The following is a 24,389-nucleotide window of genomic DNA, read 5'->3' as shown; positions in this document are numbered from 1 at the left end:
AGACGGCCTTTTTTGATTTGTTAAAACCGTCTTTGTTATAACGGAGTTTGCTTTTCTTTTTTTATATTAATGCACTGAAATTGTTTTCAGACGACCTTTATCAAGGGAGCCGTGTAGATGTAATTATTGAAATTTACAATCTATCAAATTATAAAAAGCTATTACAAAATAAAGATGGATTGTTAAATAAAATACCATATTTAGTAGTATTGTGTTTTAATGCACACCATATCTTGTGTTTTATGGCATTGCAATGTGCGGTTTGAAATTTACAATCGAGCAAATCGTATGGCAGGAAGTGCCGGGCGAAGTGTCGCTGGCGTTTCTGTTTTCAGGCTGCCCGCTGCGCTGCAAGGGCTGCCACAGTGCCGATGCGTGGAAAGAGGGGATCGGCATGGAATTGACCGAGGATTATTTGAGAGGCCGTCTGAAACGCTATCGCGGGCTGATTAGCTGCGTGTTGTTTATGGGCGGGGAATGGCAGCCGGAAGCCTTGCAGAAAATGTTGGGCATCGTGACGCAGGCGGGTTTGAAAGCCTGTTTGTACACCGGTCTGGAGCGTGAGGAGCTGGAAGCGGTTTCAGACGGCATCCTGCCTTATCTGACGTATCTGAAAACCGGCCGCTGGCAGATGGAGCTGGGCGGCTTGGACAGCCCGGCAACCAATCAGAAATTTATCGATTTGCGCACGGGCGAGGTGTTGAACCGCTTGTTTATCAAAGACAAACCCGCGCCCAAAATCATCCCGATTACGACTCAGCCGCAGGCGGCCGCTTTTCAGACGGCCTGAGGCTTTTTTATCCAACCCACACAGGAGGAATTAACATGATTCGGCTGCATCCCGAACAGTTAAACGGCAAACTGCAATTCATGCACGACTATATCAGCGCGCAAAACGCGGCGGACGGCTCGAAAATGGATGCCAACGCCAACGTTACCCAGAAAAACATCGCCACGATGGAAGCGGAAATCATGAAAGACTTTTTCGTGCAGATTAACCGCGCCCAAGTGTCGCGCAAAATCGCCGAAATTTTCGACCAATCCGTCGCCGACGAATACATCCGCCAGATTGAGGCGCACGAGATTTATGTCCACGACGAAACCAGCCTCAAACCTTATTGTGTGTCGGTTACGCTGTATCCCTTCCTGCTCGACGGGTTAAGCAAACTCGGCGGTGAATCCAAGGCGCCGCAGCATTTGGCTTCGTTTTGCGGTTCGTTTATCAACCTAGTGTTTGCCATCAGCGCGCAGTTTGCCGGCGCGGTGGCGACGGTGGAGTTTCTGACCTATTTCGACTACTTCGCCCGCAAAGACTACGGCGACGATTATTTGGAAACCCACGGCAAAGAAATCGCCAACCACATGCAGCAGGTGGTGTACAGCATCAACCAGCCCGCCGCCGCGCGCGGTTATCAGAGCGTGTTTTGGAACATTTCCGTTTATGATCAATACTATTTCGACGCGATGTTCGGCGATTTCGTTTTCCCCGATTTCAGCAAACCGGTGTGGGCGAGCGTGGCGAAGCTGCAAAACTTCTTCCTCAAATGGTTCAATCAGGAGCGCATCAAAGCCGTTTTGACCTTCCCTGTCGTGACCGCCGCGATGCTGACCGACGGCGGCAAATGCAAAGACACCGTGTTCGCCGACGAAATGGCGAAAGAGTTGGCGGAAGGCAATTCCTTCTTCGTCTATCTTTCCGATAATCCCGACTCCTTGGCTTCCTGCTGCCGCCTGCGCAACGCCATCGAAGACCGCACTTTCAGCTACACCCTCGGCGCGGGCGGCGTAGCGACCGGTTCCATCAACGTCATCACCATCAACATGAACCGGCTGGAACAAGACGGGCGCGACCTTGCCACCGAAGTGGCCAAAATCCATAAATACCAATACGCCTACCGCAAACTGATGGAAGAATACCAAACCGCCGGAATGCTGCCCGTTTACGATGCAGGCTTCATCACGCTGGACAAACAGTTCCTTACCATCGGCATCAACGGTATGGCGGAAGCCGCCGAATCGCAAGGCATCAAAGTCGGCTACAACGACGATTACATCAATTTTGTCCAAGGCCGTCTGAAAACCATATTCGAAGCCAACCAAGCCGCCAGCAAACACTATGGCGTGAAGTTCAACACCGAGTTTGTTCCCGCCGAAAACCTCGGCGTGAAAAATGCCAAATGGGACAAAGCCGACGGCTACCAAGTCAGCCGCGAATGTTACAACTCCTATTTCTACGTCGTCGAAGACGAAGAAATCAACGCGCTCGACAAATTCCTGCTGCACGGCAAAGAACTGGTGGACTGGCTCGATGGCGGCTCCGCACTGCACTTGAACCTCGACGAAGCCCTGCCCGAATCCGGCTACCGCTCGCTGTTGGATATTGCCGCACAAACCGGCTGCAACTACTTCTGCGTAAACGTGCGCATCACCATCTGCAACGAATGCGGCCATATCGACAAACGCACCCTGCACGCCTGTTCCGTCTGCGGCAGCCACGACATCGACTACGGCACCCGAGTGATCGGTTATCTGAAACGCGTATCCGCATTCAGTAGCGGTCGACGTAAAGAACACGCGCTCAGACATTATCACCGTAAAGCGGCGTAATCATTGAAAAAAGGATTACTTAAAAAAGCAAGGGCCGTCTGAAATTTCAGACGGCCTTGATCATGTTTATATAGACTGACTCTTTCAATGATATATTTTTGATTAAATTAAACAAAAAACCTTGACACCTTCATATAATGAATTAACATATAACATCCTTTAACCTAAATTTAAAAAAGTGAGAGACACATGAAAACATCAGCTTTATTGGCGGCTTTGTTGGCAGCCCTGTCCCTGTCAGCATGCAGCGGTTCAGGCTCATCTTCTTCTGCCGTTTGTGACGAGTACGAAAAAGCATTTGCCGAAGCAACTAAAGACGTAGATGCCGCAACCAAAGACATGATGCAAAAATCTTTCGAACAAACCAAAGAAGCCCTGAAAAACCTGCCTGCAGACCAACGCGATGCAACTTGTAAAACTTCTTTGGACGCTTTGAAAGGCGTTCCTGCTGCCGAAACTCCTGAAGACAAAGCCGAAGAAGCCAAAGATGCTGCTGAAGAGGCTAAAGAAGATGCAAAAGACGCAGCGGAAGATGCCAAAGAAGCTGCTGAAGATGCTAAAGAAGAAGCTAAATAATATAAATAGCTTTATTGAAAAACGGATTCCAATAATTTGGAATCCGTTTTTTGTTGTGTGAGTTAGGGTAGTTATTTTAGATAAAGCTTTTTCAGTTTTCAGACGGCCATTTCTCATGCCATCTGAAAGCGTTAGTTTTAACTAAGTTGAAATTTACAACAGCAAGCCGTCAATCAAGCAACCGAGTGCGTGCGTACCGCACACACCCTACGCGATGGTTTTGAAGTTCCGCGTGATTTGCAGGTAGGGTGTGTGGCGCAGCCACGCACGCGGTCGGTAGTTCTTTATTATGGCATTCACTCTCCAAAACTCATTACCGCCGTTTCTTTTGTGCCGCCCCAATCTAACGGCAGCCGTCCATCCCGCACATAACGGTGAAATGACGAAAACGCCCAATCGCGAACATTGCCGCACAATCGATGTTTGACGGGATTGAAATGGATATAGTCCACGCAACGCTGCAAATCCGTTTCGTCGTGCATGGTGTGTTCGTAAAAACGCCGTTGCCAAATACCTCGTTCGTGCCGCCGCTGTTTGCTGGCAGACAGATTTTCGGCACGAGGGAAATGTGCGGAGAATTTGGTTTTAATCAGCCGCCAGCGCAGGGAATAATCCGCATCGTCGGGCGGCAGCGTCCAAATGGCGTGAATGTGGTTCGGCAGTACGCATGCGGCGACGGTTTCAAAGGGATATTGTTTTTGCACATCCATATAGGCCGCCCGCAATAAGCCGATATGTTCGACAAGCAGGCGTGATTTCGAGTCGGCGAGTTTGACAGTGAAAAAGAATGTGCCGCCGGCAATGAAGTTTCTGCGATAACGCGCCATAGGATTTTTGCTTGTGGTTTGGGTGTTGAAAAAGGAATGGTTTGTTGTTTAAGGTTTTAACTTTGTTGGAGCTGACGCTTTCAGACGACATTGGAGGCCGTCTGAAAAGTTAAAACGGCAAGCCATCAATCAAGCAACCGCGTGCGTGCGTACCGCACACACCCTACACGTTGGTTTTGAAGTTCCGCGTAATTCACAGGTAGGGTGTGTGGCGTAGCCACGCACGCGGTCGGTTGGATATGCAGGCTACGGCTTGCTACGCGTTGGTTTTGAAGTTTCGCGTGATTCGCAGGTAGGGTGTGTGGCGTAGCCACGCACGCAGTTGATTGAGTATGCAGGATAAGGCTTGCTGCGATAACGTACCATAGGATTTTTGCTTGTGGTTTGGGTGTTGAAGAAGGAACGGTTTGTTGTTTAAGGTTTTAACTTTGTTGGAGCTGACGTTTTCAGACGACATTGGAGGCCGTCTGAAATGTTGAAACGGCAAGCCGTCAATCAAGCAACCGCGTGCGTGCGTACCGCACACACCCTACGCGTTGGTTTTGAAGTTTCGCGTAATTCACAGGTAGGGTGTGTGGCGCAGCCACGCACGTGGTCGGTGGGTATGCAGGCTACGGCTTGCTGATTTACAGTTTATTTAAGCAAATTTGATACAATTTTCCATGAATCAGTAAATCGTAATACTACAGTAAGTAAACCACCTATAACGATAAGTCCCGTGTATAGAGGATGAGCTTTCACTATCTCTGGAAATACAGACCAATGGAAGCCGTATTTTTCTCTAAATGTTCCATTATTCTTTAAAGTATTGGCATGAGTCCTATCAAAAAAATTAGCTAACATATCTAATTTTCTTAATGTTGACATATGCAATGCCTTATAATTTTTATCTTTAAATGCATTTGCTTCTTCAGCACCTTCCATTGCATCCCTGGTTGCTACCTTGTTCATAGCAGCAAGTACCATCATTCGACCTTTATGTTTTTTGCCATATTGGTCTGTATACTCATGACTTGCATAATTTCTCCCATATAAAGAAACTAAAGCACGTGCTAAATCAAATTTTTTATCATCTGAAATAGTAGTCGGCTCACCCCCTAAAACTCTATAACGATGCTCTAAAGCTTGGAAACCATAATTAATATCTCTCATATTCCAATGAATATAATGAGCTCTAGAGTTTGTTCTAATAAAGTTGAAATAGTTATCAAGTACATCTTTTTCAAGTTCATCTAATGACTCATCTATCTTATCTTCTTTTTTCTTAATTTCAGCCGATAGCCAAATTGACCAATAATGCGTCTGAGCATCTTCTAAGTTTCGGAGCCCTATAGATGTTACTCTTCCTGTTTTAAATGCTTTTTTATGTTCATCATAAAATGACTCGCAAGAATAATGAATAACGTAGCTGTTACCCTTCTCTGCATAAATATGATTCATTGACTCTTTATTCTTTTTCCTATTTTTCAATCTTTCAAGTTCTGATGTGGCTGATTTAGTCATTAACAACTCCTGTCAATATGATTATTTTATTATGTATTCCAAATACTTCCCAGTATAACTTCCTTTCACTTTCGCCACTTCCTCAGGGCTACCTGAAGCAATAATCCTCCCCCCGCCATCGCCACCTTCCGGCCCTAAGTCCACAATCCAATCCGCAGTTTTAATCACGTCCAGATTATGCTCGATAATCACAATCGAGTTGCCTTTACCTTTCAGACGGCCTATGACTTCCAGCAGCAGGGCGATGTCGGCGAAATGCAGGCCGGTGGTGGGTTCGTCGAGGATATAGAGCGTTCTGCCGGTGTCGCGTTTGGAGAGTTCCAGGGCGAGTTTGACGCGTTGGGCTTCGCCGCCGGAGAGGGTGGTGGCGGACTGGCCGAGGCGGATATAGCCGAGGCCTACGTCCATCAGGGTTTGCAGTTTGCGCGATACGGTGGGGACGGCGTCGAAAAATTCGCGGGCTTCTTCGACGGTCATGTCGAGGACTTGGCTGATGTTTTTGCCTTTGTATTGGATTTCGAGGGTTTCGCGGTTGTAGCGTTTGCCGTGGCAGACTTCGCAGGGGACGTACACGTCGGGCAGGAAGTGCATTTCGACTTTAATCACGCCGTCGCCTTGGCAGGCTTCGCAGCGGCCGCCTTTGACGTTGAAGGAGAATCTGCCGACGTTGTAGCCGCGTTCGCGCGAGAGGGGGACGCCGGCGAAGAGTTCGCGGATGGGGGTGAACAGGCCGGTGTAGGTGGCGGGGTTGGAGCGCGGGGTGCGGCCGATGGGGGATTGGTCGACGTTGATGACTTTGTCGAGGTGTTCGAGGCCGTGGATGTCGTCGTATGGGGCGGGTTCTTCTTGGGCGCGGTTGAGTTCGCGGGCGGTGATTTTGGCGAGGGTGTCGTTAATCAGGGTGGATTTGCCGCTGCCGGATACGCCGGTGATGCAGGTAATCAAACCGAGCGGCAGCTCAAGGGTAACGTTTTTGAGGTTGTTGCCGCGCGCGCCTTTGAGGACGAGCATTCGGTCGGGATTGACGGGCGTGCGTTCAGTCGGCACGGCAATGGATTTTTTGCCGCTGAGGTATTGTCCGGTAACGGATTTTTCGCATTTGGCAACGTTTTCGGGTGTGTCGGCAATCAATACGTTGCCGCCGTGTTCGCCTGCGCCGGGGCCCATATCGACGACGAAATCGGCTTCGCGGATGGCGTCTTCGTCGTGTTCGACCACAATCACGCTGTTGCCCAAATCGCGCAGGCGTTTGAGGGTGGCGAGCAGGCGGTCGTTGTCGCGCTGGTGCAGGCCGATGGAGGGTTCGTCCAAAACGTACATCACACCGGTCAGGCCGCTGCCGATTTGGCTGGCGAGGCGGATGCGCTGGGCTTCGCCGCCGGAAAGGGTTTCGGCGGAGCGGCTCAAGTTCAGGTAATCCAGCCCGACGTTAATCAGGAAGCCGAGGCGTTCGGTGATTTCTTTGAGGATTTTTTCGGCGATTTGTTTTTTGTTGCCGTCCAAATCCAGCGTTTCGAAGAATTGGTGGGTTTTGGTGAGCGGCCAGGCGGAGACTTCGTGCAACGGCTCGCCGCTGACGTAAACGTAGCGGGCTTCTTTGCGCAAACGTGCGCCGCCGCAGCTCGGGCAGGCGCGGTGGTTTTGGTATTCGCGCAGTTTTTCGCGCACGGTTTCGCTGTCGGTTTCGCGGTAGCGGCGTTCGAGATTGGGGATGATGCCTTCGAAGGCGTGGCTGCGGTTGAAGGTGGTGCCGCGTTCGGATAGGTAAGTAAAATCAATGACTTCTTTGCCTGAGCCGTGCAGGATGACTTTTTTGACTTTTTCAGGCAGCGTTTCCCAAGCAGCCTGCACGTCGAAACCGTAATGCCGTGCCAGCGACTGAATCATTTGGAAATAGAACTGGTTGCGTTTGTCCCAGCCGTCAATCGCGCCCGTTGCCAATGACAATTCGGGATGCGCGACCACTTTTTCGGGGTCGAAGAAATTGGTGTTGCCCAAGCCGTCGCAAGTCGGGCAGGAACCCATTGGATTGTTGAACGAAAAAAGGCGCGGCTCTAATTCGGGCAGGCTGTACGAACACACGGGGCAGGCGAAACGTGCGGAAAACCAATGTTCTTCGCCGCTGTCCATTTCCATTGCCAGCGCGCGCTCGTTGCCGTGGCGCAGCGCGGTTTCAAAACTTTCCGCCAGCCGCTGCTTGATGTCCGCCTTCACTTTCACGCGGTCGATGACCACGTCGATATTGTGCTTGATGTTTTTTTCCAGCTTCGGCACTTCGTCCAACTGATAGACCTCGCCGTCCACGCGCACCCGCGCAAAACCTTGCGCCTGCAAGTCGGCAAAGAAATCGACAAACTCGCCCTTACGCTCGCGCACCGCCGGCGCCAGAATCATCACGCGCGTGTCTTCCGGCAGCTTCAACACGGCATCGACCATCTGCGATACGGTCTGGCTCGACAGCGGCAGATTGTGTTCGGGGCAATACGGCGTGCCGACGCGGGCGTACAAAAGGCGCAGGTAATCATGGATTTCCGTTACCGTGCCGACGGTGGAACGCGGATTGTGGCTGGTGGATTTCTGCTCAATGGAAATCGCGGGCGACAGGCCCTCGATCAAATCGACGTCGGGTTTGTCCATCATCTGCAAAAACTGCCGCGCATAGGCGGACAGGCTCTCGACATAACGCCGCTGCCCTTCAGCATACAACGTGTCAAACGCCAGCGACGACTTGCCGCTGCCCGACAGCCCCGTTACCACCACCAGTTTGTGGCGCGGAATGTCCAAATCGACGTTTTTCAAATTATGCGTGCGCGCGCCGCGGATGCGGATGGTGTCGTTGTCGTGTGAATGTTTGGGATGATGGTTGCACATGGTGTCAGGCCGTCTGAAAAATAAAATAAACGGCTATTGTAGCACTTTTCAAATGACAGACTGGATAGATAAAGCATTTGATATAAAAGAAACAAAGAGGCCGTCTGAAAATATGTTTTCAGACGGCCTTGATATAGATGGATCAGCTTATCAGTCGATTGTGCGGAGAATTTCGCGCAGGGCTTTTTGCCAGTCGGACGGTTTGATACCAAATTCGGTCTCGAGGCGTGAGCAATCCATGATGCTGTATGCAGGACGTGGAGCGGGCAGGGGGTATTGATCAGTGGTGATCGCGTTCAGTTCCGGAATGCGGAAGCTGTCGTCTAATTGGTGGGCCGTCTGAAAGATGGCTTTGGTAAATTCGTACCATGTTGCCGATTTATTGCCACAGTAATGGAAGATACCGCGTGGGGAAGTAGGCTGTTGCAATAAACTGATGATGGCATGAGCCAAGTCACCTGCATAAGTCGGGCAACCGGTTTGGTCATGAACGATGGAGAGGGAGTCACGCTCTTTAGCAAGGCGCAACATGGTTTTGACGAAATTGCTGCCGTATTCGCTAAACAGCCATGAAGTACGGACGATTGTACTTTCCGGATGCGCGGCTAAAGCCAAAAGCTCGCCTGCAACTTTGGATTGACCGTAAGTGCTGCGCGGATTGGTGTAGTCGGTTTCGCGGTAAGGGCGTTTGCCTTCGCCGTCGAATACATAATCAGTGGAAATATGAATAAAGCGCGCGTGTGCGGCGCGGGCGGCTGCGGCCAGGTTGTGAACAGCGGTTGCGTTGACGGCAAAAGCAGCCTCTGCGTTTTCTTCTGCTTTATCGACGGCAGTGTAAGCCGCGGCATTAACGATGGCATCTGGTTGGAAGTTTTTGATCATGTGATGCACGGCTTCGGTATCGGTAATGTCCAGCGAAGTAGAGTCGGTAGCAATCAGTTCCCAATCTTCGGGCAGGCGGTCGCGCAGACAGCGGGCAAGCTGGCCTTTGGCTCCGGTCAATAAAGTACGCATGGTTGAGTATCTCCTCTGATAGCTGTTAAATAGGTATTCGTGTCATTATAGTGTAAATACGACAAATTCACATTATTGACGTAGAACAAAATGCGGATGCGGCTGTATTTGGGCAAATTATCGATATCATCTATCCACAATAATAACCACTTATTGGTATTATGTTTGCTTACTATAACTATAGTTAAAGTTCAGCTTTCAACAAGATAGATAAAGGATCTATGCTGTTTGAGAGAGTGTGAATCAATGTTGATATTTTTATTGTTGCTAGGATAATGGAATTTAAAAACAGGCAAAACTCCGTCCTTTTGTCGGAAAATTCTACCGTTTGATATTTTTCAGTAAATATCTTGAAAAATATAACTAAAATAATATTTGAGCAAGGGCGGATTTGCTCGTTCCTCTAGCTCGATATCTTTATTAACCATTTTGGGAGTAATTATTATGGCAAGATCTTACAGCGGGCATCGTGGACCCCAGGCTAGTAAGCCTATCTGGACCCCAGGTAAGCCTTACTGCTCTTCTATTCCAGGGCAGTCCGACCCAGCTCACTTCTGCGGTTCATCAAAATCTTCTGGTTCTACCGGCAGCACCTCTAGAATTGGCAGCGTGCCGCCAATAGTTAATGTGGTACCTGGTTCACCTTACCACCCTTGGCACACCAAACCGAGCCATAAGCGTAGACGACCTCAACTAAAACCTGCGCCACAACCAGAACCGCAACCACAACCACAACCACAAAAACCTCAGCGTAAACCACCTCAACCAAAACCTGAGCCACAACCGCAACCAAAACCACAACCACAACCACAACCACAACCAAAACCACAACCAAAACCTGAGCCTAAGCCTAAGCCAGAGCTAAAACCAGACTGCAAAGACTGTGTTGACGACCATAACCAAGACAACTCATACGGTCACGAAGACAAAAACCCAGGTAATATCATCCGACCCAACGTTATCCGCGGTACTGATGCTAAAGATACCATTTATGGTACTGCTGGCGAAGACATCATCTTCGGTGGCAACGGCGCAGACGTAATCTACGCCGGTGCAGGTAACGACACCATTTACGGTGATGCCGACGGTGACTCTCTGTACGGTGAAGAAGGTAAAGACTACCTGCAAGGTGGTGACGGTAACGACTACCTGAACGGTGGTTCCGGTGCTGACATCATGCGCGGTGGCGACGGTAACGACGTTTATTTCGTTGACGATGCCGACGACCAAGTTATCGAGTACGGTAATCTGAACGGCGGTATCGATACTGTTCGTACAGTTATCGACTACACCTTGACTGATAACGTTGAAAACCTGTTTTTGCAAGGTATGCAAAACCTGAACGGTACCGGTAACTCTTTGAACAACAACATCGAAGGTAACGGCGGCAACAACCATCTGTACGGTTTGGCCGGCGATGACTGCCTGGTTGGTAAAGACGGTAACGACTACCTCGACGGCGGTGTCGGCAACGACATCCTGATCGGCGGTACCGGTAACGACACTTACTTCTTCGACAAAGGTTACGGTCACGACACTATCCGTGAGGAAAGCGGTAATGACACCCTGTTGTTCGGTAAAGGCATTGCAGCTTCCGACGTATTGCTGAGCAAATCAGGTGCTAACCTGACTGTTTCTGTCGGTTCTGACAGCATCACCATCGACGACTGGTTCACCGGTAACAATCACAAAGTTGAAAACTTCAAATTTGCTGACGGTAGCACTTACCAAGTAACCGGCCACGGTGACTACTACTCTCTGTCTGCTGTGAACCACATCCAAGAACAGACTCAAGTTTCTGGATGGTAATTTTCAGGGTTCTTCTCTGAAATCAACGGTTAAGGCCGTCTGAAACCAAAATATAAGGTTTCAGACGGCCTTTATTTCGTAAACAATCTGACGAAAAATTCCAAATTGGGCTAAAATGTCGCATTCTTCTGTCTATCTAAGAGATACCCGAAATGTCTGAAATCAGCTTGAAAAAAATCTACTCCGGCAAAGTACGCGATTTGTACGAAATTGACGATAAACGTATGTTGATGGTTGCTTCCGACCGACTGTCTGCATTCGATGTGATTTTGGATGACCCGATTCCGGGTAAAGGGGAGATTCTGACGCAGATTTCCAATTTTTGGTTTAAAAAACTGGCTCATATTATGCCTAACCACTTTACCGGCCATACCGTTTACGATGTTTTGCCTGAAAACGAAGCCAAAGTTTTAGAAAAACGCGCTGTCGTGGCTAAAAAACTCACTCCGGTGAAAGTGGAGGCTATTGTGCGCGGTTATCTGGCAGGCAGCGGTTGGAAAGATTATCAAAAGACAGGCTCTGTCTGCGGTATTCAACTGCCTGAAGGTATGCAGGAAGCGCAACAACTGCCTGAAGTGATTTTTACGCCATCGACCAAAGCTGAGGTTGGCGATCATGATGAAAACATTAGCTTTGAAGAATGCGAACGCATTATCGGAAAAGAATTGGCGGCGGAAGTACGCGCCAAAGCGATTCAGCTTTATACAGAAGCGGCCGAATATGCCAAATCTCGCGGTATTATTATTTGCGATACCAAGTTTGAATTTGGTTTGGATGAAGAAGGTACGCTGACTTTGATGGACGAAGTGTTGACGCCTGACTCCAGCCGTTTTTGGCCTGCCGACCAATATAAAGTCGGCACCAATCCTCCGTCTTTTGACAAACAATTTGTCCGCGACTGGCTGGAGCAAAGCGGTTGGAACAAAAAAGCGCCTGCGCCTAAAGTGCCTGCCGATGTAATTCAGAAAACAGTCGAAAAATATCAGGAAGCATTGACTTTGCTGACTCAGGATTAATTTTTAAGTTTGAAGGCCGTCTGAAAGAGATATGTTTCAGACGGCCTTTTTATTGTATCAATACTGGATTTTAAGGATGGTTGCCTTTATAATCGAGAGTTGTTTTCAGTGCCCTAAAAGGCCGTCTGAAAGCTTGTTTATAACCTGCCGCACGGTCTGAAACCCTAACTATGCACATTCGGATTTTAGTGTGCATTATTAGTGTTTTAGCAGTGCGGTATTTTGAAAGGAACAATAATGTTCAATAAACACGTTAAGACCTTCCAATACGGTAATCAAACCGTTACTTTGGAAACCGGCGAGATCGCTCGCCAAGCCGCTGCTGCCGTTAAAGTATCCATGGGCGACACCGTTGTTTTGGTTGCCGTTACTACCAACAAAGAAGTGAAAGAAGGCCAAGACTTCTTCCCTCTGACTGTCGATTACCTCGAGCGTACTTACGCAGCAGGTAAAATCCCCGGCGGTTTCTTCAAACGTGAAGGCAAACAAAGCGAAAAAGAAATCCTGACCAGCCGCCTGATCGACCGTCCGATTCGTCCTCTGTTCCCTGAAGGTTTCTACCACGACATCCAAATCGTAGCGATGGTCGTGTCTGTTGACCCTGAAATTGATTCTGACATTCCTGCAATGTTGGGCGCGTCTGCCGCGCTGGTGTTGAGCGGCGTACCGTTTGCCGGTCCGATTGGTGCGGCACGCGTGGGTTATGTAAACGGCGTGTACGTTTTGAACCCGACTAAAGCCGAATTGGCTAAATCACAATTAGACTTGGTTGTTGCCGGTACTTCTAAAGCCGTGTTGATGGTGGAATCCGAAGCCGACATCTTGTCTGAAGAAGTGATGCTGGGTGCGGTTGTTTACGGTCACGATCAAATGCAAGTGGCCATTAACGCCATCAACGAGTTCGCCGATGAAGTAAACCCTGAAGTATGGGATTGGAAAGCGCCTGAAACCAATGAAGAATTGGTTGCAAAAGTACGCGAAATTGCGGGCGAAACCATTAAAGAAGCGTTCAAAATCCGTCAAAAACAAGCGCGTTCTGCCAAATTGGACGAAGCTTGGAATGCAGTGAAAGATGCGCTGATTACCGAAGAAACCGATACTCTGGCTGCCAATGAAATCAAAGGTATTTTCAAACATTTGGAAGCCGACGTTGTCCGCAGCCAAATTTTGGACGGACAACCGCGTATTGATGGTCGCGACACCCGTACCGTTCGTCCGCTGAACATTCAAACCGGAGTATTGCCGCGCACTCACGGTTCTGCATTGTTTACCCGTGGCGAAACCCAAGCCCTTGCCGTAGCGACTTTGGGTACTTCTCGCGACGAGCAAATTATTGACGCGCTTTCCGGTGAATACACCGACCGCTTCATGCTGCATTACAACTTCCCGCCATATTCTACCGGCGAAGTCGGTCGCGTCGGCGCACCGAAACGTCGTGAAATCGGACATGGCCGCTTGGCAAAACGCGCACTGGTTGCCGTATTGCCGTCTCCTGAAGAATTCAGCTACACCATGCGTGTCGTTTCCGAAATTACCGAGTCCAACGGTTCGTCTTCTATGGCTTCCGTCTGCGGCGGCTGCTTGAGCCTGCTGTCTGCCGGTGTGCCTTTGAAAGCACACGTTGCCGGTATTGCGATGGGTCTGATTTTGGACAACAACAAATTTGCCGTATTGACCGACATCTTGGGTGATGAGGACCACTTGGGCGACATGGACTTCAAAGTTGCCGGTACGACCGAAGGCGTAACAGCGCTGCAAATGGACATCAAAATCCAAGGCATTACCAAAGAAATCATGCAAATCGCTTTGGCTCAAGCCAAAGAAGCACGTTTGCACATCTTGGATCAGATGAAAGCCGCCGTTGCAGGCCCGCAAGAGCTGTCTGCACACGCACCACGCTTGTTCACCATGAAAATCAACCAAGACAAAATCCGTGATGTGATTGGTAAAGGTGGTGAAACCATTCGTTCGATTACCGCTGAAACCGGTACTGAAATCAATATCGCTGAAGACGGTACCATTACTATCGCTGCGACTACTCAAGAAGCAGGCGATGCGGCGAAAAAACGCATCGAAGAAATCACTGCCGAAGTGGAAGTGGGCAAAGTGTACGAAGGTACTGTGGTTAAAATCCTCGACAACAACGTTGGCGCGATTGTCAGCGTGATGCCGGGTAAAGACGGTTTGGTACACATCAGCCAAATCGCTCACGAGCGCGTACGCAATGTCAGCGACTACCTGCAAGTAGGTCAGGTCGTAAATGTAAAAGCATTGGAAGTAGACGATCGCGGCCGCGTGCGCCTGTCTATCAAAGCTTTGCTGGAAGCACCTGCACGCGAAGAGAAAGCAGCCGAATAATCTGATTATTCAAGCTTGAAACAAAAGGCCGTCTGAAAATTTCAGACGGCCTTTTGTTTATTTAAAAGATGAGTATAAAAAACAGGTTTCGCCTTTACTTTGATAAAAGGGATTACTACAATGATTGCAATTTAATAAATATATTTATCTCTCAAGGAGTATGCAATGAATGCTACGCAATTAATCAGCCGGCTGACGCAAACCGTCGGTGAAAAATACATCATCACAGACCCGGCAAAAACTGAACAATACCGTCAAGGCTATCGTTTTGGCGAAGGCAAGGCGTTGGCGGTTGTCCGTCCGGGTACGGTGTTGGAAATGTGGCAAATCTTGCAGGCGTGTGTTGAGGCTGGTGTTATCGTGATTACGCAGGCCGCCAATACTGGCCTGACCGGCGGATCGACTCCTGACGGTAATGATTACGACCGCGATATCGTGATTGTGAATACCATGCGTCTGAACATCATTCAGCCGATTAACAATAACGAACAGGTTGTCTGCCTACCCGGTTCTACCCTGAATCAATTGGAGCTGCTGCTGAAACCTTTAGGCCGTGAGCCACACTCCGTGATCGGCTCGTCCTGTATCGGCGCATCTGTATTGGGTGGCGTATGTAATAACTCCGGCGGCGCTTTGGTACAGCGTGGCCCGGCTTATACGGAAATGGCTCTGTTTGCACAAATCAACGAAGAGGGCAAACTGGAGCTGGTCAACCATTTGGGCATTGATTTGGGCGAAACCCCTGAAGAAATTCTGACCAATCTGCAAGGTTTCCATTATCAGAAAAAAGACATTGTTCAAAATGCAGGCAAAGGGCATGACCATGCTTATTGCGATCATGTCCGCCAAGTGAATGAACCGACTGCCGCCCGTTTTAATGCCGACCCTGCGCGTCACTACGAAGCATCAGGTTGCGCGGGCAAGCTGATGGTGTTTGCCGTACGCTTGGATACGTTCCCACAAGAAAAACAGACTGCCGTTTTCTATATCGGCACCAATGATATTAATGAGCTGACCGATATTCGTCGTGCTGCTTTGAGTGAGTTTAAAAACCTGCCTATTTCCGGTGAGTATATCCATCGTCATGCTTTTGATATTGCTGCCGTTTATGGTAAAGATACTTTTTATATCATTAAGACGTTCGGTACCCACCAACTTCCGAAACTGTTTGATCTGAAAGCCCGTGTGGATAGATTCAGCAAAAAGATAAGTTTCTTACCAAAACACTTCTCTGATAAATTCATGCAACTGATCAGTAAAATTTTGCCCGATCACTTGCCGAAGTCTATGCGCAACTATCGGGATAAATATGAACATCACCTGATTTTAAAAATGGGTGGCGAGGGCGTAGAAGAAGCGCGTGCTTTCTTGAAAGAATATTTTGCAACCCATGGCGGCGCATTCTTCGAATGTAATGCCGAAGAAACGCAGGCGGCCATGCTGCATCGCTTTGCTGTGGCTTCTGCCGCGATCCGTTACCGTTCTGTACATGATGATGAAGTAGAGGATTTGGTTGCACTCGATATCGCCTTGCGCCGTGATGATCGTGATTGGTTTGAAACACTGCCGCCTGAAATTGACAATAAAATCATCCATAAATTGTATTACGGACATTTTATGTGTCATGTGTTCCATCAGGACTACATCATTAAAAAAGGCAACGACTGTATGGCTTTGGAACATGAAATGCTCCATCTGCTTGACCAACGCGGTGCGCAATATCCTGCCGAGCATAATGTCGGTCATCTGTATGAAGCCAAGCCCGAGCTGAAACAGTTCTATAAAAAACTTGACCCGACCAACAGCTTCAACCCCGGTATCGGTAAAACCAGTAAGAAGAAAAACTGGGCAGAATAAAGCATAGTCAAAATAAAGGCCGTCTGAACTTTTCAGACGGCCTTTTTATATGCTTGCTTATCAGAACAAGTTGCTGACAAAAATCAGCAGAATCACCAACGGTACGAGGTATTTCACATAGGCAAACCAGATATTGACAGTGGTCTGGTTGCCTTTGTAGAGCAATTCGTCCTTCGCTTCATCTTTCATCACGAAGCCGACAAACAAGGCAGAGCCGAGCGCGGTCAGCATAAACAGGATGTTGCCGCTGATATAGTCAAAGGCATCAAAAATGTTTTTACCAAACACGGAAATGTCTTTCCATGGACCGTAGCTCAAGATGGAAGGAATATTGCCGAAGATAAAAATACCTGCCAGTACGATGGTAATCGCGGCTGCGCGGCGGATTTTGGTTTTCTCCTGAATGGTCGTAATCAACACTTCATAAATAGTCAGAGAAGTGGTCAGCGCGGCAATCAGAAGCAGGGAGAAGAAAATTACTGCAAACACAGGGCCTGCCCACATATTGGAAAACACGATCGGCAGGCTTTGGAACACCAGAGTCGGGCCGGAGTTAGGGGCAACGCCGAAGCTGAAGAGGGAAGGGAAAATCATGAAGCCCGCCAACACGGCAATCAAAGTGTTGGTAATCGCGGTAATCACGGCCGTCTGAACCAGATCTTCATTTTTATCCAGATAGCTGGATAACGTAATCATCACGCCGAAACCCAAGCTCAAGGCGAAGAATACTTGTCCTAAAACGAAGACGAACAGTTCAGCGGTAATTTTGCTGAAGTCAGGTTTCAGATAGAAGGTAATACCTTCCATTGCGCCCGGCAGGGTAACGTTGCGCACGACCATGGCAATCAGGAATAAAAACAGCAAAGGCATCAGGTATTTTGCCGCTTTTTCAATACCACCGATTACGCCTTTGACCAAGATCCATTGGTTTACAACCACAAAAAGGAAGGTGTAGAAAGCAATTTCCCAAGGGCTGTTTTCGATGTGTTCGGTAAAGAAGCTTTTGGTGACTTCGCCGGAAACCGGACTGGAAATGTCCAAATTACCGCCGATGATATTGATGATGTAGCTGATCACCCAGCCGCCGAGCACCATGTAATAGGCCATGATGCCGAATGCGCCGAGCAGGCCCATCCAACCGACCAATTTCCAAACTTTGGCAACGGGTTTGCCATTCATTGTGCCGCCAAACGCATCCAGCGCGTTCACGCCTTTACGGCGGCCGATGACGTTTTCCACCAAAATCATCGGAATACCGATGACCAGCATGGCGATACAGAACAGAAACACATACGCGCCGCCGCCGTTTTCACCGACCAAATACGGGAAACGCCATGTTGCGCCAAAGCCGACAGTCGCGCCGGCAACGGTAAGGATGTAAGTCAAACGGTTGGACCAGGTTTGACGGGGTTGATTGGAAGACATAAATACTCAGATGTATAAAAACAAAGACAACATTTTACCGCAAAGATTTAACGAATCTTGACTAAAGTCTAAAAAGAAAATTAGTTAAAAAAACCATGTAGTAAAGAATTTTTAGTGGATTTATCTGGTTTGATTGGTATTAAAACCTGCAAACAGAGAATTTGGCTGAAGCGATATGAATGATTGAAAGAGCCGTAACGATAAAGGCCGTCTGAAAAGTAGGATATGGGAAAAGGTTGTTGTGAGGATATTGGATAGCACCAAGGTGTGCTTTCAAGTATGTCGGCAACAAAGATGGTATTTATCTAAGGCTGTCTAATAACATCCTGTAACCTTAGCTTGGATAGTCGCTGATAGTTTTTCTTTCTATAAAACGATTTGTCTGAAATGGGAACGGCACAGATTGATGCGGAAGAGACGAGAAAGAGAAAAGGAGTAATGGCAAGTTAATGAGTGGAGACGGGGTTTAGCAATGATGGCTTCTTTAGATGAGATGGGCCGTCTGAAAGTACGCCCGCTTGGTTGCCAAATTTTAGATAAAAAAAAACCATCTATACTAAGGGGAAAGTATAGATGGCCAAACACATTACGGGGAAAACGTCTTACTCACTTACTCACTTCTTTCGAAGCAAGCGTTACTCAGACAGGCGAATTATACAATAGTTCAGTCTTCACAGTGTTAAATTCTGTTAAATAAAAATAATAAGGTTTAGATTTTTGATTTTAAATAAATAAAAAATCCATATTGTTTAAAAATTTATCGAAAAAATTTGGAATTTTTTTAGATTTGGATAAATTTCCATTCTCCGGCGGCTAAATCATCGACATTCCAGTCGCCGAATTCCTCACGGTGGAGCTGCTCGACACGGTTGCCTGCGGCCGCAACCATGCGTTTGACCTGATGGTATTTACCCTCGGTAATAGTCATCATCAATGTGATTGGGTCGGCCAATACTGCTTCGGCTGCGGCAACGGTTTCATTATCGTCATGCAGAAGGACGCCGTTTTTGAGTGTGGTGCAAAGGGTATCGTCGGCAGGATGTTTCAAAGTGACGCGGTAGAGCTTCGGAACTTTGTGTTTGGGCGAGGTAACGCGGTGGTTAAATTGCCCGTCGTTGGTAATCAGAATAATGCCGGTTGTGTCTGCATCCAAGCGACCGACTGCCTGCATATCGATATTGCGCATGTGCTCGGGAAACAGGCTGAAGATGCTTGGATATTGCTGAGGTTTATGCGAAGTCTCGTAATCCGCAGGCTTATGAAGCAGAATGTAGAAATGGGGCATGGGGACGGCGGCAATTTCTTCGCCGTCAACAGACAGGGTGTGCACTTGAGACGGATCGATATTGTCTTTGGCACGATTATGGATTTCGCCGTTGATGGTAATGCAGTCGTTGTCTATCAGCCATTGGCATTGCTTGCGGCTGCCGAGGCCTTGTGATTGGATGTATTTGAGCAGTTGCATGGTTGGTTGAAAAGTAAGAAATGTTCAGACGGCCTTTATTGTACTGGAAAACCGGTGTTTAGGCCGTCTGAAAAGTAGGGGCAAAAAAAATCGCCCCTTTAAAATTTTAAGGGGCGCAAAAGGAACACAAACCACTACCAAAAACTGTTACAGGGCAAATTCTCCTATTTGATGTGTTGCCGGATAAAGTGCTTTCATCAAGTCATGTGGTGAAAGCGAGAAATCTTTGCTATTTGTCGTCAGACGGCCTTGCTGCGGCGTCAGCTCAAGCAATCGGGCGTTTGCCGACTGGATAAACTTGTTTTTCGTGCGCTGCATTTTTCTTTGCAGGGCGGAAACAACGCGGTTGTACAGACTGTCTTTTTGTTTGACTTCGCGTGTACCGGCAACCCAGCTCAAGCGTGTATTGCCATCTTCATCTTCAATCAGCAGGATGCCGGTTTCTGATTGGGGCGATTTACCCATGCAAGGGAGCCAAACATAATATCGGCCATCTAAAGTAATGAATACTGCGTCATGTACTTCACATTCGTCGCAACACTTGGTAGCGATTAAAGAGCGGATGGCTTGTTGGTGCAGTCTCAGAATGTCAAGGGAGACTTGCTTAAAAATACTTTCGGGCATTTTCTTCTCCTTTCATTCTGTTGTACGGTTGTTTTGTCTCGATGGGTTGTATTATACGGCGATTTTTTAAATTTGCAAATGATAATTGTTCCTATTATTTAATCTGTAAGTAAGGTATTAATTATTAAAGAAATTAAATTTAAAAAATTTTCTAGAAATTGGGTTTTCTACTCAAAAATGTTGTAATAGATGGCCATTAAATGAGAAAAGAATAAAGGCCGTCTGAAAAAATCCAGCTAAAAAGGGTATTTCAAAAGCAGCTAAAGTTTTGCTGACTATACATTTCAGACGGCCTTCAGTATGATTCAGGACGTTTTGATAATTGCAGAAACTACCAACCATGAGCCAACGTCAGATTATCCTCGATACGGAAACCACGGGTCTTTATCCTGAAAACGGCGACCGTCTGGTCGAATTTGCCGGCTTGGAAATGATAAACCGCCAAATGACCGACTCCACCCTTCATTTATATGTCCACCCTGAGCGCGATATGCCGGAGGAAGCGGCGAAGGTGCATGGTTTGACGATTGAAGTATTGGAAGCGAAGAATGCGCCGCCGTTTGCTCAAGTGGGTAAACAGATTGCCGACTTTATCCGTGGCGCAGAGCTGATTATCCATAATGCCAAGTTTGACGTCGGCTTCCTGAATATGGAATTCCGCCGCATGGGTTTGCCTTCTATTGAGGAACTCGGTTGCAAAGTTACAGACACGCTGGCCATGGCGCGTGAAATGTTTCCGGGGCAAAAGGCAAGCTTGGATGCGTTGTGTAACCGCTTTTCCGTTGACCGCAGCAAACGTGTCTTGCACGGCGCGTTAATCGACTGCGAGCTTTTGGGTGAAGTCTATCTTGCCATGACGCGTCAGCAGTTCGACCTGATGGGCGGCGAGGCGGAAGAAGAGGGCGAAGTCAAACAAACCGTTATTGCCGAAACCAAACGTACATCGCAGTTGAAAGTTATCAAAGCCAATGCAGACGAGCTGGCCGCACATGAAAAATATTTGGACGATTTAGGCGAAGCGTGTGTATGGCGAAAGGCCGAAATGCCTGATGAGGCCAATGCCGGAGCGTCAGCATGAGGCGCCGCAATATTGCTTTGATTCCTGCTGCCGGTGTCGGTGCGCGATTTGGTGCAGGAAAACCCAAACAATATGTTGAAATCAATGGTAAAGCCGTATTGCAACATACCATAGAAATCTTTGAGCAACACTCCCGTATAGATTTAATTGCCGTTATTCTTTCACCGGAAGATTCAGTTTTTCAGACGGTCTTGTCTGAGAAAGTACGCGTCTTTCGAATAGGCGGCGCAAGTCGTGCGGAAACGGTACGCAATGGTGTGTCCGTTTTATTGGAGCAAAGTTTGGCTGAGGCGCAAGACAATATTTTGGTTCATGATGCCGCACGCTGTTGCCTGCCTGCTGAAGCGTTAACACGTTTGCTTGATGAGGCGGGTGAGAATGATGAAGGCGGTATTTTGGCCGTACCGCTGGCCGATACGCTCAAGCGCTCAGACGGCAGTCATCATATTGATGAAACCGTTGCGCGCGCAGGATTATGGCAGGCGCAAACGCCGCAGCTTTTTCAGACGGCCTTGTTACACCGTGCTTTATCGGTTGATGATTTAAGTGAGATTACGGATGAAGCATCAGCTGTTGAAAAACTGGGTATCCGGCCGCGCTTGGTGCAGGGCGATACGCGCAATTTGAAATTGACGCTGCCGCAAGATGAATACATTGTCAGATTGTTGCTCAAGGCCGTCTGAACAATCAAAACCCATTATTTAAGGAAACAAACATGAATATCCGTGTCGGACAGGGCTATGATGTCCATCAGTTGGTCGAAGGCCGAGATTTGATACTTGGCGGCGTCAACATTCCGTTTGAAAAAGGCTTGCTGGGTCATTCAGATGCCGATGTGCTTTTGCATGCGATTACCGATGCCCTGTTGGGGGCAGCCGGTTTGGGCGATATCGGCAGTCATTTTCCTGATACCGCAGCCGAATTCAAAGATGCAGACAGCCGTGTGCTGTTGCGCAAGGCTTATCAAAGCGTGCAGGAGTTGGGTTGGAAGGTGGTTAATGTCGATACGACCGTGATTGCGCAAAAGCCAAAACTTGCGCCACACATTCCGGCAATGCGCGCCAATATTGCCGCAGATTTGGGTTTGCCTGAAAGCTGCGTGAACATCAAGGGTAAAACCAACGAAAAACTTGGCTATCTGGGACGTATGGAAGCCATTGAAGCGCAAGCGGCAGTATTGCTGATTAAGGCCTAAGAGCTTAAAATTACTTTATTATTCAAACTGAAAGACTGACAACATGGCAACTCAAGACGAACTCAAACGTATTGCCGCCGAAAAAGCGGTGGAATTTGTTCCTGAAAACGAATACATCGGTATCGGTACCGGCTCTACCATCAACTTCTTTATCGAAGCTTTGGGTAAAAGCGGTAAGAAAATCAAGGGTGCCGTGTCTACTTCTAAAAAATCCAGCGAGCTTTTGGCGAAATACGAGATTCCAGAAGTTTCACTGAATGAAGTGATGGGTTTGGCGGTTTATGTTGATGGCGCTGACGAAGTCAACCACGCGCTGCAAATGATTAAAGGCGGCGGCGGTGCGCATTTGAATGAAAAAATCGTGGCCAGCGCATCCGATAAATTTGTCTGTATCGCCGATGAAAGTAAATATGTTTCCCGTTTGGGCAAATTTCCATTGCCGGTAGAAGTGGTTGAAAATGCCCGTTCGCTGGTGTCGCGCAAACTGCTTACCATGGGTGGACAGCCTGAGTTGCGTGTTGGCTATACTACTTTCTATGGCAATCAAATCGTTGATGTTCACGGCCTCAATATCGACCAAGCCCTGAAAATGGAAGACGAAATCAATAAAATCACCGGCGTACTCGAAAACGGTATTTTTGCCCGTGATGCCGCCGATGTATTGGTTTTGGGTACGGCAGAAGGTGCAAAAGTCATCCTGCCTTGTCAGGATTAATGGAGATTAATCAATCTTAAAGGCCGTCTGAAAGTGCATCAGGTCTTTCAGACGGCCTTCAATTTGGCAAAATATGCAAATCAGTAAAATTATAAAATGGTTGCCCGTTGTTTTATCTGTTTTGGGCGCGCTTGGTTACAGCTCACGCGATACCGAGTTGATTCGTACAGGGGTAAGCGTTGCCGCAACATTGGCACAAGGCGACAATATCGGTTTGGAAAAGGTCAATGAATGGCTGGGGGAAAATGTCGTCAAAGCGACATCTGACAGCAAAGCCGAAGATAAACCCAAACCGGAACAAAAACAAAAGTCATCGCGACAATCCTACACATACAACGGAAAAATCATCAAAATCCATGATGGCGATACCATGCACATTATCGATAGCGACGGCAGGAAACACAAAATCCGTATGGCCTATATCGATGCGCCGGAAATCAATCAGGCTTATGGTACGCAATCACGAGACAATCTGATTGATGCAGCATTGAATAAAAAAGCCAAAGTCCGCGTGTTTGAAGCCGATCGTTACCAGCGCGAAGTTGCTCAAGTATCAGTCGGCACGATTGACTTGAATTTGATGCAGATACGGGATGGCACCGCATGGCATTATGAAAGTTATGCCAAAAAACAACAAAGTAAAACCGCCTACACTGACTATTCGGCCGCACAAAAACAAGCCAAGGAAAAACGTAAAGGCTTATGGAAAAAAGATAATCCGCAAGCGCCTTGGCAATTTCGCCATCAAAACCATGAGCAGCAGAACGGCAATAAAAAGCAGTCTGATAAACAATGGTTTGGGATTTGGTAAGTTTTAAGAAAGAGGCCGTCTGAAAACTTTCAGACGGCCTTTAATCATCAAGGTTTAGTATAAGATAAGAATGAGTGGTAGGTTTCTGATTAGAGGGTAAAAGAAATAAAAGTGTAATGTAATATTTTTAAGAAGGGCAGATATGAAAAAAGACACCGTTAGTTGGTGTCTTTAGTATCTGGCAGAGAGGAAGGGATTCGAACCCTCGATACGCTATTCACGTATACACGCTTTCCAGGCGTGCGACTTAAACCACTCATCCACCTCTCTGTGGACTATTATCCTGAGTTGTTATTTCAGAATAATGTGAAAAATTGACTGATTGATTTATCAGTGGTGCCCAGGAGAAGACTCGAACTTCCACACCCGTGAGGATACTAGCACCTGAAGCTAGCGCGTCTACCAATTCCGCCACCTGGGCAATTTAAATTTTCTTAAGCAAAGAAGCACCAAATTATTTGGTGCCCAGGAGAAGACTCGAACTTCCACGCCCGTGAGGACACTAGCACCTGAAGCTAGCGCGTCTACCAATTCCGCCACCTGGGCTTTGCTTTATTCTTCAATTTAAGGTAGAGTTGACTACCTGAACTGCGAAGAAGCAGCTATTATATATTTTAAAAAAAGAATGTCAACTATCA

At 47.8% G+C, this 24,389-nt stretch carries 20 protein-coding genes and 3 tRNA genes; 12 read left to right on the top strand and 11 right to left on the bottom strand.

From position 1 onward, the window contains the following. Window positions 1-253 precede the first annotated feature (253 nt). The 3 genes from nrdG (at window position 254) to O3660_RS00755 (ending at window position 3,183) form a co-directional block, all read left to right on the top strand. Window positions 254-790, top strand: a complete 537-nt coding sequence (nrdG, locus tag O3660_RS00765) for an anaerobic ribonucleoside-triphosphate reductase activating protein (RefSeq protein WP_371464442.1) — start codon at window positions 254-256, stop codon at window positions 788-790. A gap of 35 nt (window positions 791-825) precedes the next feature. Then, window positions 826-2,607, top strand: coding sequence for an anaerobic ribonucleoside-triphosphate reductase (gene nrdD, locus O3660_RS00760; protein ID WP_371464440.1), 1,782 nt, complete (start codon window positions 826-828; stop codon window positions 2,605-2,607). Window positions 2,608-2,796: 189 nt separating this feature from the next. Then, window positions 2,797-3,183, top strand: a complete 387-nt coding sequence (locus tag O3660_RS00755) for a DUF5339 family protein (RefSeq protein ID WP_371464439.1) — start codon at window positions 2,797-2,799, stop codon at window positions 3,181-3,183. A gap of 296 nt (window positions 3,184-3,479) precedes the next feature. Here the strand turns inward: O3660_RS00755 and O3660_RS00750 are convergent, their stop codons facing one another. The 5 genes from O3660_RS00750 to rfbD all read right to left on the bottom strand — a co-directional run bounded on the left by O3660_RS00750 (window position 3,480) and on the right by rfbD (window position 9,398). Continuing rightward, a complete protein-coding gene (locus O3660_RS00750; RefSeq protein ID WP_049351540.1) occupies window positions 3,480-4,010 on the bottom strand; it encodes a transposase in 531 nt (176 codons plus the stop codon). Between the two features lie 256 nt (window positions 4,011-4,266). Then, the gene (locus O3660_RS00745) at window positions 4,267-4,536 is read right to left on the bottom strand and encodes a hypothetical protein (protein ID WP_371464438.1); all 270 of its coding nucleotides are present in this window, start codon (window positions 4,534-4,536) and stop codon (window positions 4,267-4,269) included. A 107-nt stretch (window positions 4,537-4,643) separates the two neighbouring features. After that, window positions 4,644-5,513 (bottom strand): hypothetical protein, encoded by an 870-nt coding sequence (locus O3660_RS00740; protein ID WP_065425742.1) that lies wholly within the window; start codon window positions 5,511-5,513, stop codon window positions 4,644-4,646. A gap of 21 nt (window positions 5,514-5,534) precedes the next feature. Beyond that, the gene (gene uvrA, locus O3660_RS00735; protein ID WP_049352391.1) at window positions 5,535-8,384 is read right to left on the bottom strand and encodes an excinuclease ABC subunit UvrA; all 2,850 of its coding nucleotides are present in this window, start codon (window positions 8,382-8,384) and stop codon (window positions 5,535-5,537) included. 150 nt (window positions 8,385-8,534) lie between these two features. Further along, a complete protein-coding gene (gene rfbD, locus O3660_RS00730; RefSeq protein WP_049352388.1) occupies window positions 8,535-9,398 on the bottom strand; it encodes a dTDP-4-dehydrorhamnose reductase in 864 nt (287 codons plus the stop codon). 609 nt (window positions 9,399-10,007) lie between these two features. Here rfbD and O3660_RS00725 point away from each other — a divergent pair. The 4 genes from O3660_RS00725 (at window position 10,008) to dld (ending at window position 16,438) form a co-directional block, all read left to right on the top strand. Then, on the top strand, window positions 10,008-11,207 hold the full coding sequence (locus O3660_RS00725) for a calcium-binding protein (protein WP_371464437.1): 1,200 nt from the start codon (window positions 10,008-10,010) through the stop codon (window positions 11,205-11,207). Between the two features lie 152 nt (window positions 11,208-11,359). Further along, window positions 11,360-12,223, top strand: a complete 864-nt coding sequence (locus O3660_RS00720; protein WP_003683512.1) for a phosphoribosylaminoimidazolesuccinocarboxamide synthase — start codon at window positions 11,360-11,362, stop codon at window positions 12,221-12,223. 237 nt (window positions 12,224-12,460) lie between these two features. Continuing rightward, on the top strand, window positions 12,461-14,581 hold the full coding sequence (pnp, locus tag O3660_RS00715) for a polyribonucleotide nucleotidyltransferase (RefSeq protein ID WP_308111255.1): 2,121 nt from the start codon (window positions 12,461-12,463) through the stop codon (window positions 14,579-14,581). A 165-nt stretch (window positions 14,582-14,746) separates the two neighbouring features. Then, the gene (dld, locus tag O3660_RS00710) at window positions 14,747-16,438 is read left to right on the top strand and encodes a D-lactate dehydrogenase (RefSeq protein WP_049352383.1); all 1,692 of its coding nucleotides are present in this window, start codon (window positions 14,747-14,749) and stop codon (window positions 16,436-16,438) included. Window positions 16,439-16,498: 60 nt separating this feature from the next. On the opposite strand, the gene O3660_RS00705 is transcribed toward dld, so the two are convergent. The 3 genes from O3660_RS00705 to O3660_RS00695 all read right to left on the bottom strand — a co-directional run bounded on the left by O3660_RS00705 (window position 16,499) and on the right by O3660_RS00695 (window position 19,952). Further along, the gene (locus O3660_RS00705) at window positions 16,499-17,863 is read right to left on the bottom strand and encodes a sodium-dependent transporter (RefSeq protein ID WP_049352380.1); all 1,365 of its coding nucleotides are present in this window, start codon (window positions 17,861-17,863) and stop codon (window positions 16,499-16,501) included. A 781-nt stretch (window positions 17,864-18,644) separates the two neighbouring features. Next, window positions 18,645-19,328, bottom strand: a complete 684-nt coding sequence (locus O3660_RS00700; RefSeq protein ID WP_049352378.1) for a 16S rRNA pseudouridine(516) synthase — start codon at window positions 19,326-19,328, stop codon at window positions 18,645-18,647. Window positions 19,329-19,475: 147 nt separating this feature from the next. Beyond that, a complete protein-coding gene (locus tag O3660_RS00695) occupies window positions 19,476-19,952 on the bottom strand; it encodes a hypothetical protein (protein WP_003683363.1) in 477 nt (158 codons plus the stop codon). 340 nt (window positions 19,953-20,292) lie between these two features. On the opposite strand from O3660_RS00695, the gene dnaQ reads away from it, so the two are divergent. The 5 genes from dnaQ to O3660_RS00670 all read left to right on the top strand — a co-directional run bounded on the left by dnaQ (window position 20,293) and on the right by O3660_RS00670 (window position 23,751). Beyond that, window positions 20,293-21,030: a DNA polymerase III subunit epsilon gene (gene dnaQ / locus O3660_RS00690; protein WP_049352375.1), complete on the top strand. Its 738-nt coding sequence runs from the start codon at window positions 20,293-20,295 to the stop codon at window positions 21,028-21,030. Then, window positions 21,027-21,713 (top strand): 2-C-methyl-D-erythritol 4-phosphate cytidylyltransferase, encoded by a 687-nt coding sequence (ispD, locus tag O3660_RS00685; protein ID WP_049352373.1) that lies wholly within the window; start codon window positions 21,027-21,029, stop codon window positions 21,711-21,713. The genes dnaQ and ispD overlap by 4 nt, the downstream gene beginning before the upstream one ends. Window positions 21,714-21,745: 32 nt before the next feature. Continuing rightward, window positions 21,746-22,225 carry a 2-C-methyl-D-erythritol 2,4-cyclodiphosphate synthase gene (gene ispF / locus O3660_RS00680; protein ID WP_049352371.1) on the top strand — a complete coding sequence of 160 codons (480 nt, stop codon included), beginning with the start codon at window positions 21,746-21,748 and terminating at the stop codon, window positions 22,223-22,225. 43 nt (window positions 22,226-22,268) lie between these two features. Continuing rightward, a complete protein-coding gene (gene rpiA / locus O3660_RS00675; protein WP_049352368.1) occupies window positions 22,269-22,940 on the top strand; it encodes a ribose-5-phosphate isomerase RpiA in 672 nt (223 codons plus the stop codon). A 73-nt stretch (window positions 22,941-23,013) separates the two neighbouring features. Further along, a complete protein-coding gene (locus O3660_RS00670) occupies window positions 23,014-23,751 on the top strand; it encodes a thermonuclease family protein (protein ID WP_049352366.1) in 738 nt (245 codons plus the stop codon). 179 nt (window positions 23,752-23,930) lie between these two features. Here O3660_RS00670 and O3660_RS00665 read toward each other — a convergent pair. The 3 genes from O3660_RS00665 to O3660_RS00655 all read right to left on the bottom strand — a co-directional run bounded on the left by O3660_RS00665 (window position 23,931) and on the right by O3660_RS00655 (window position 24,297). Then, a tRNA-Ser gene (locus tag O3660_RS00665) sits at window positions 23,931-24,021 on the bottom strand. 64 nt (window positions 24,022-24,085) lie between these two features. After that, a tRNA-Leu gene (locus O3660_RS00660) sits at window positions 24,086-24,172 on the bottom strand. 38 nt (window positions 24,173-24,210) lie between these two features. Continuing rightward, window positions 24,211-24,297, bottom strand: a tRNA-Leu gene (locus tag O3660_RS00655). Window positions 24,298-24,389 lie beyond the last annotated feature (92 nt).

This window comes from Neisseria sp. 27098_8_139 (assembly GCF_041433195.1).
In the GTDB taxonomy this organism is placed as follows: domain Bacteria; phylum Pseudomonadota; class Gammaproteobacteria; order Burkholderiales; family Neisseriaceae; genus Neisseria; species Neisseria subflava.
This window is presented reverse-complemented; position numbering and strand designations above follow the sequence as displayed.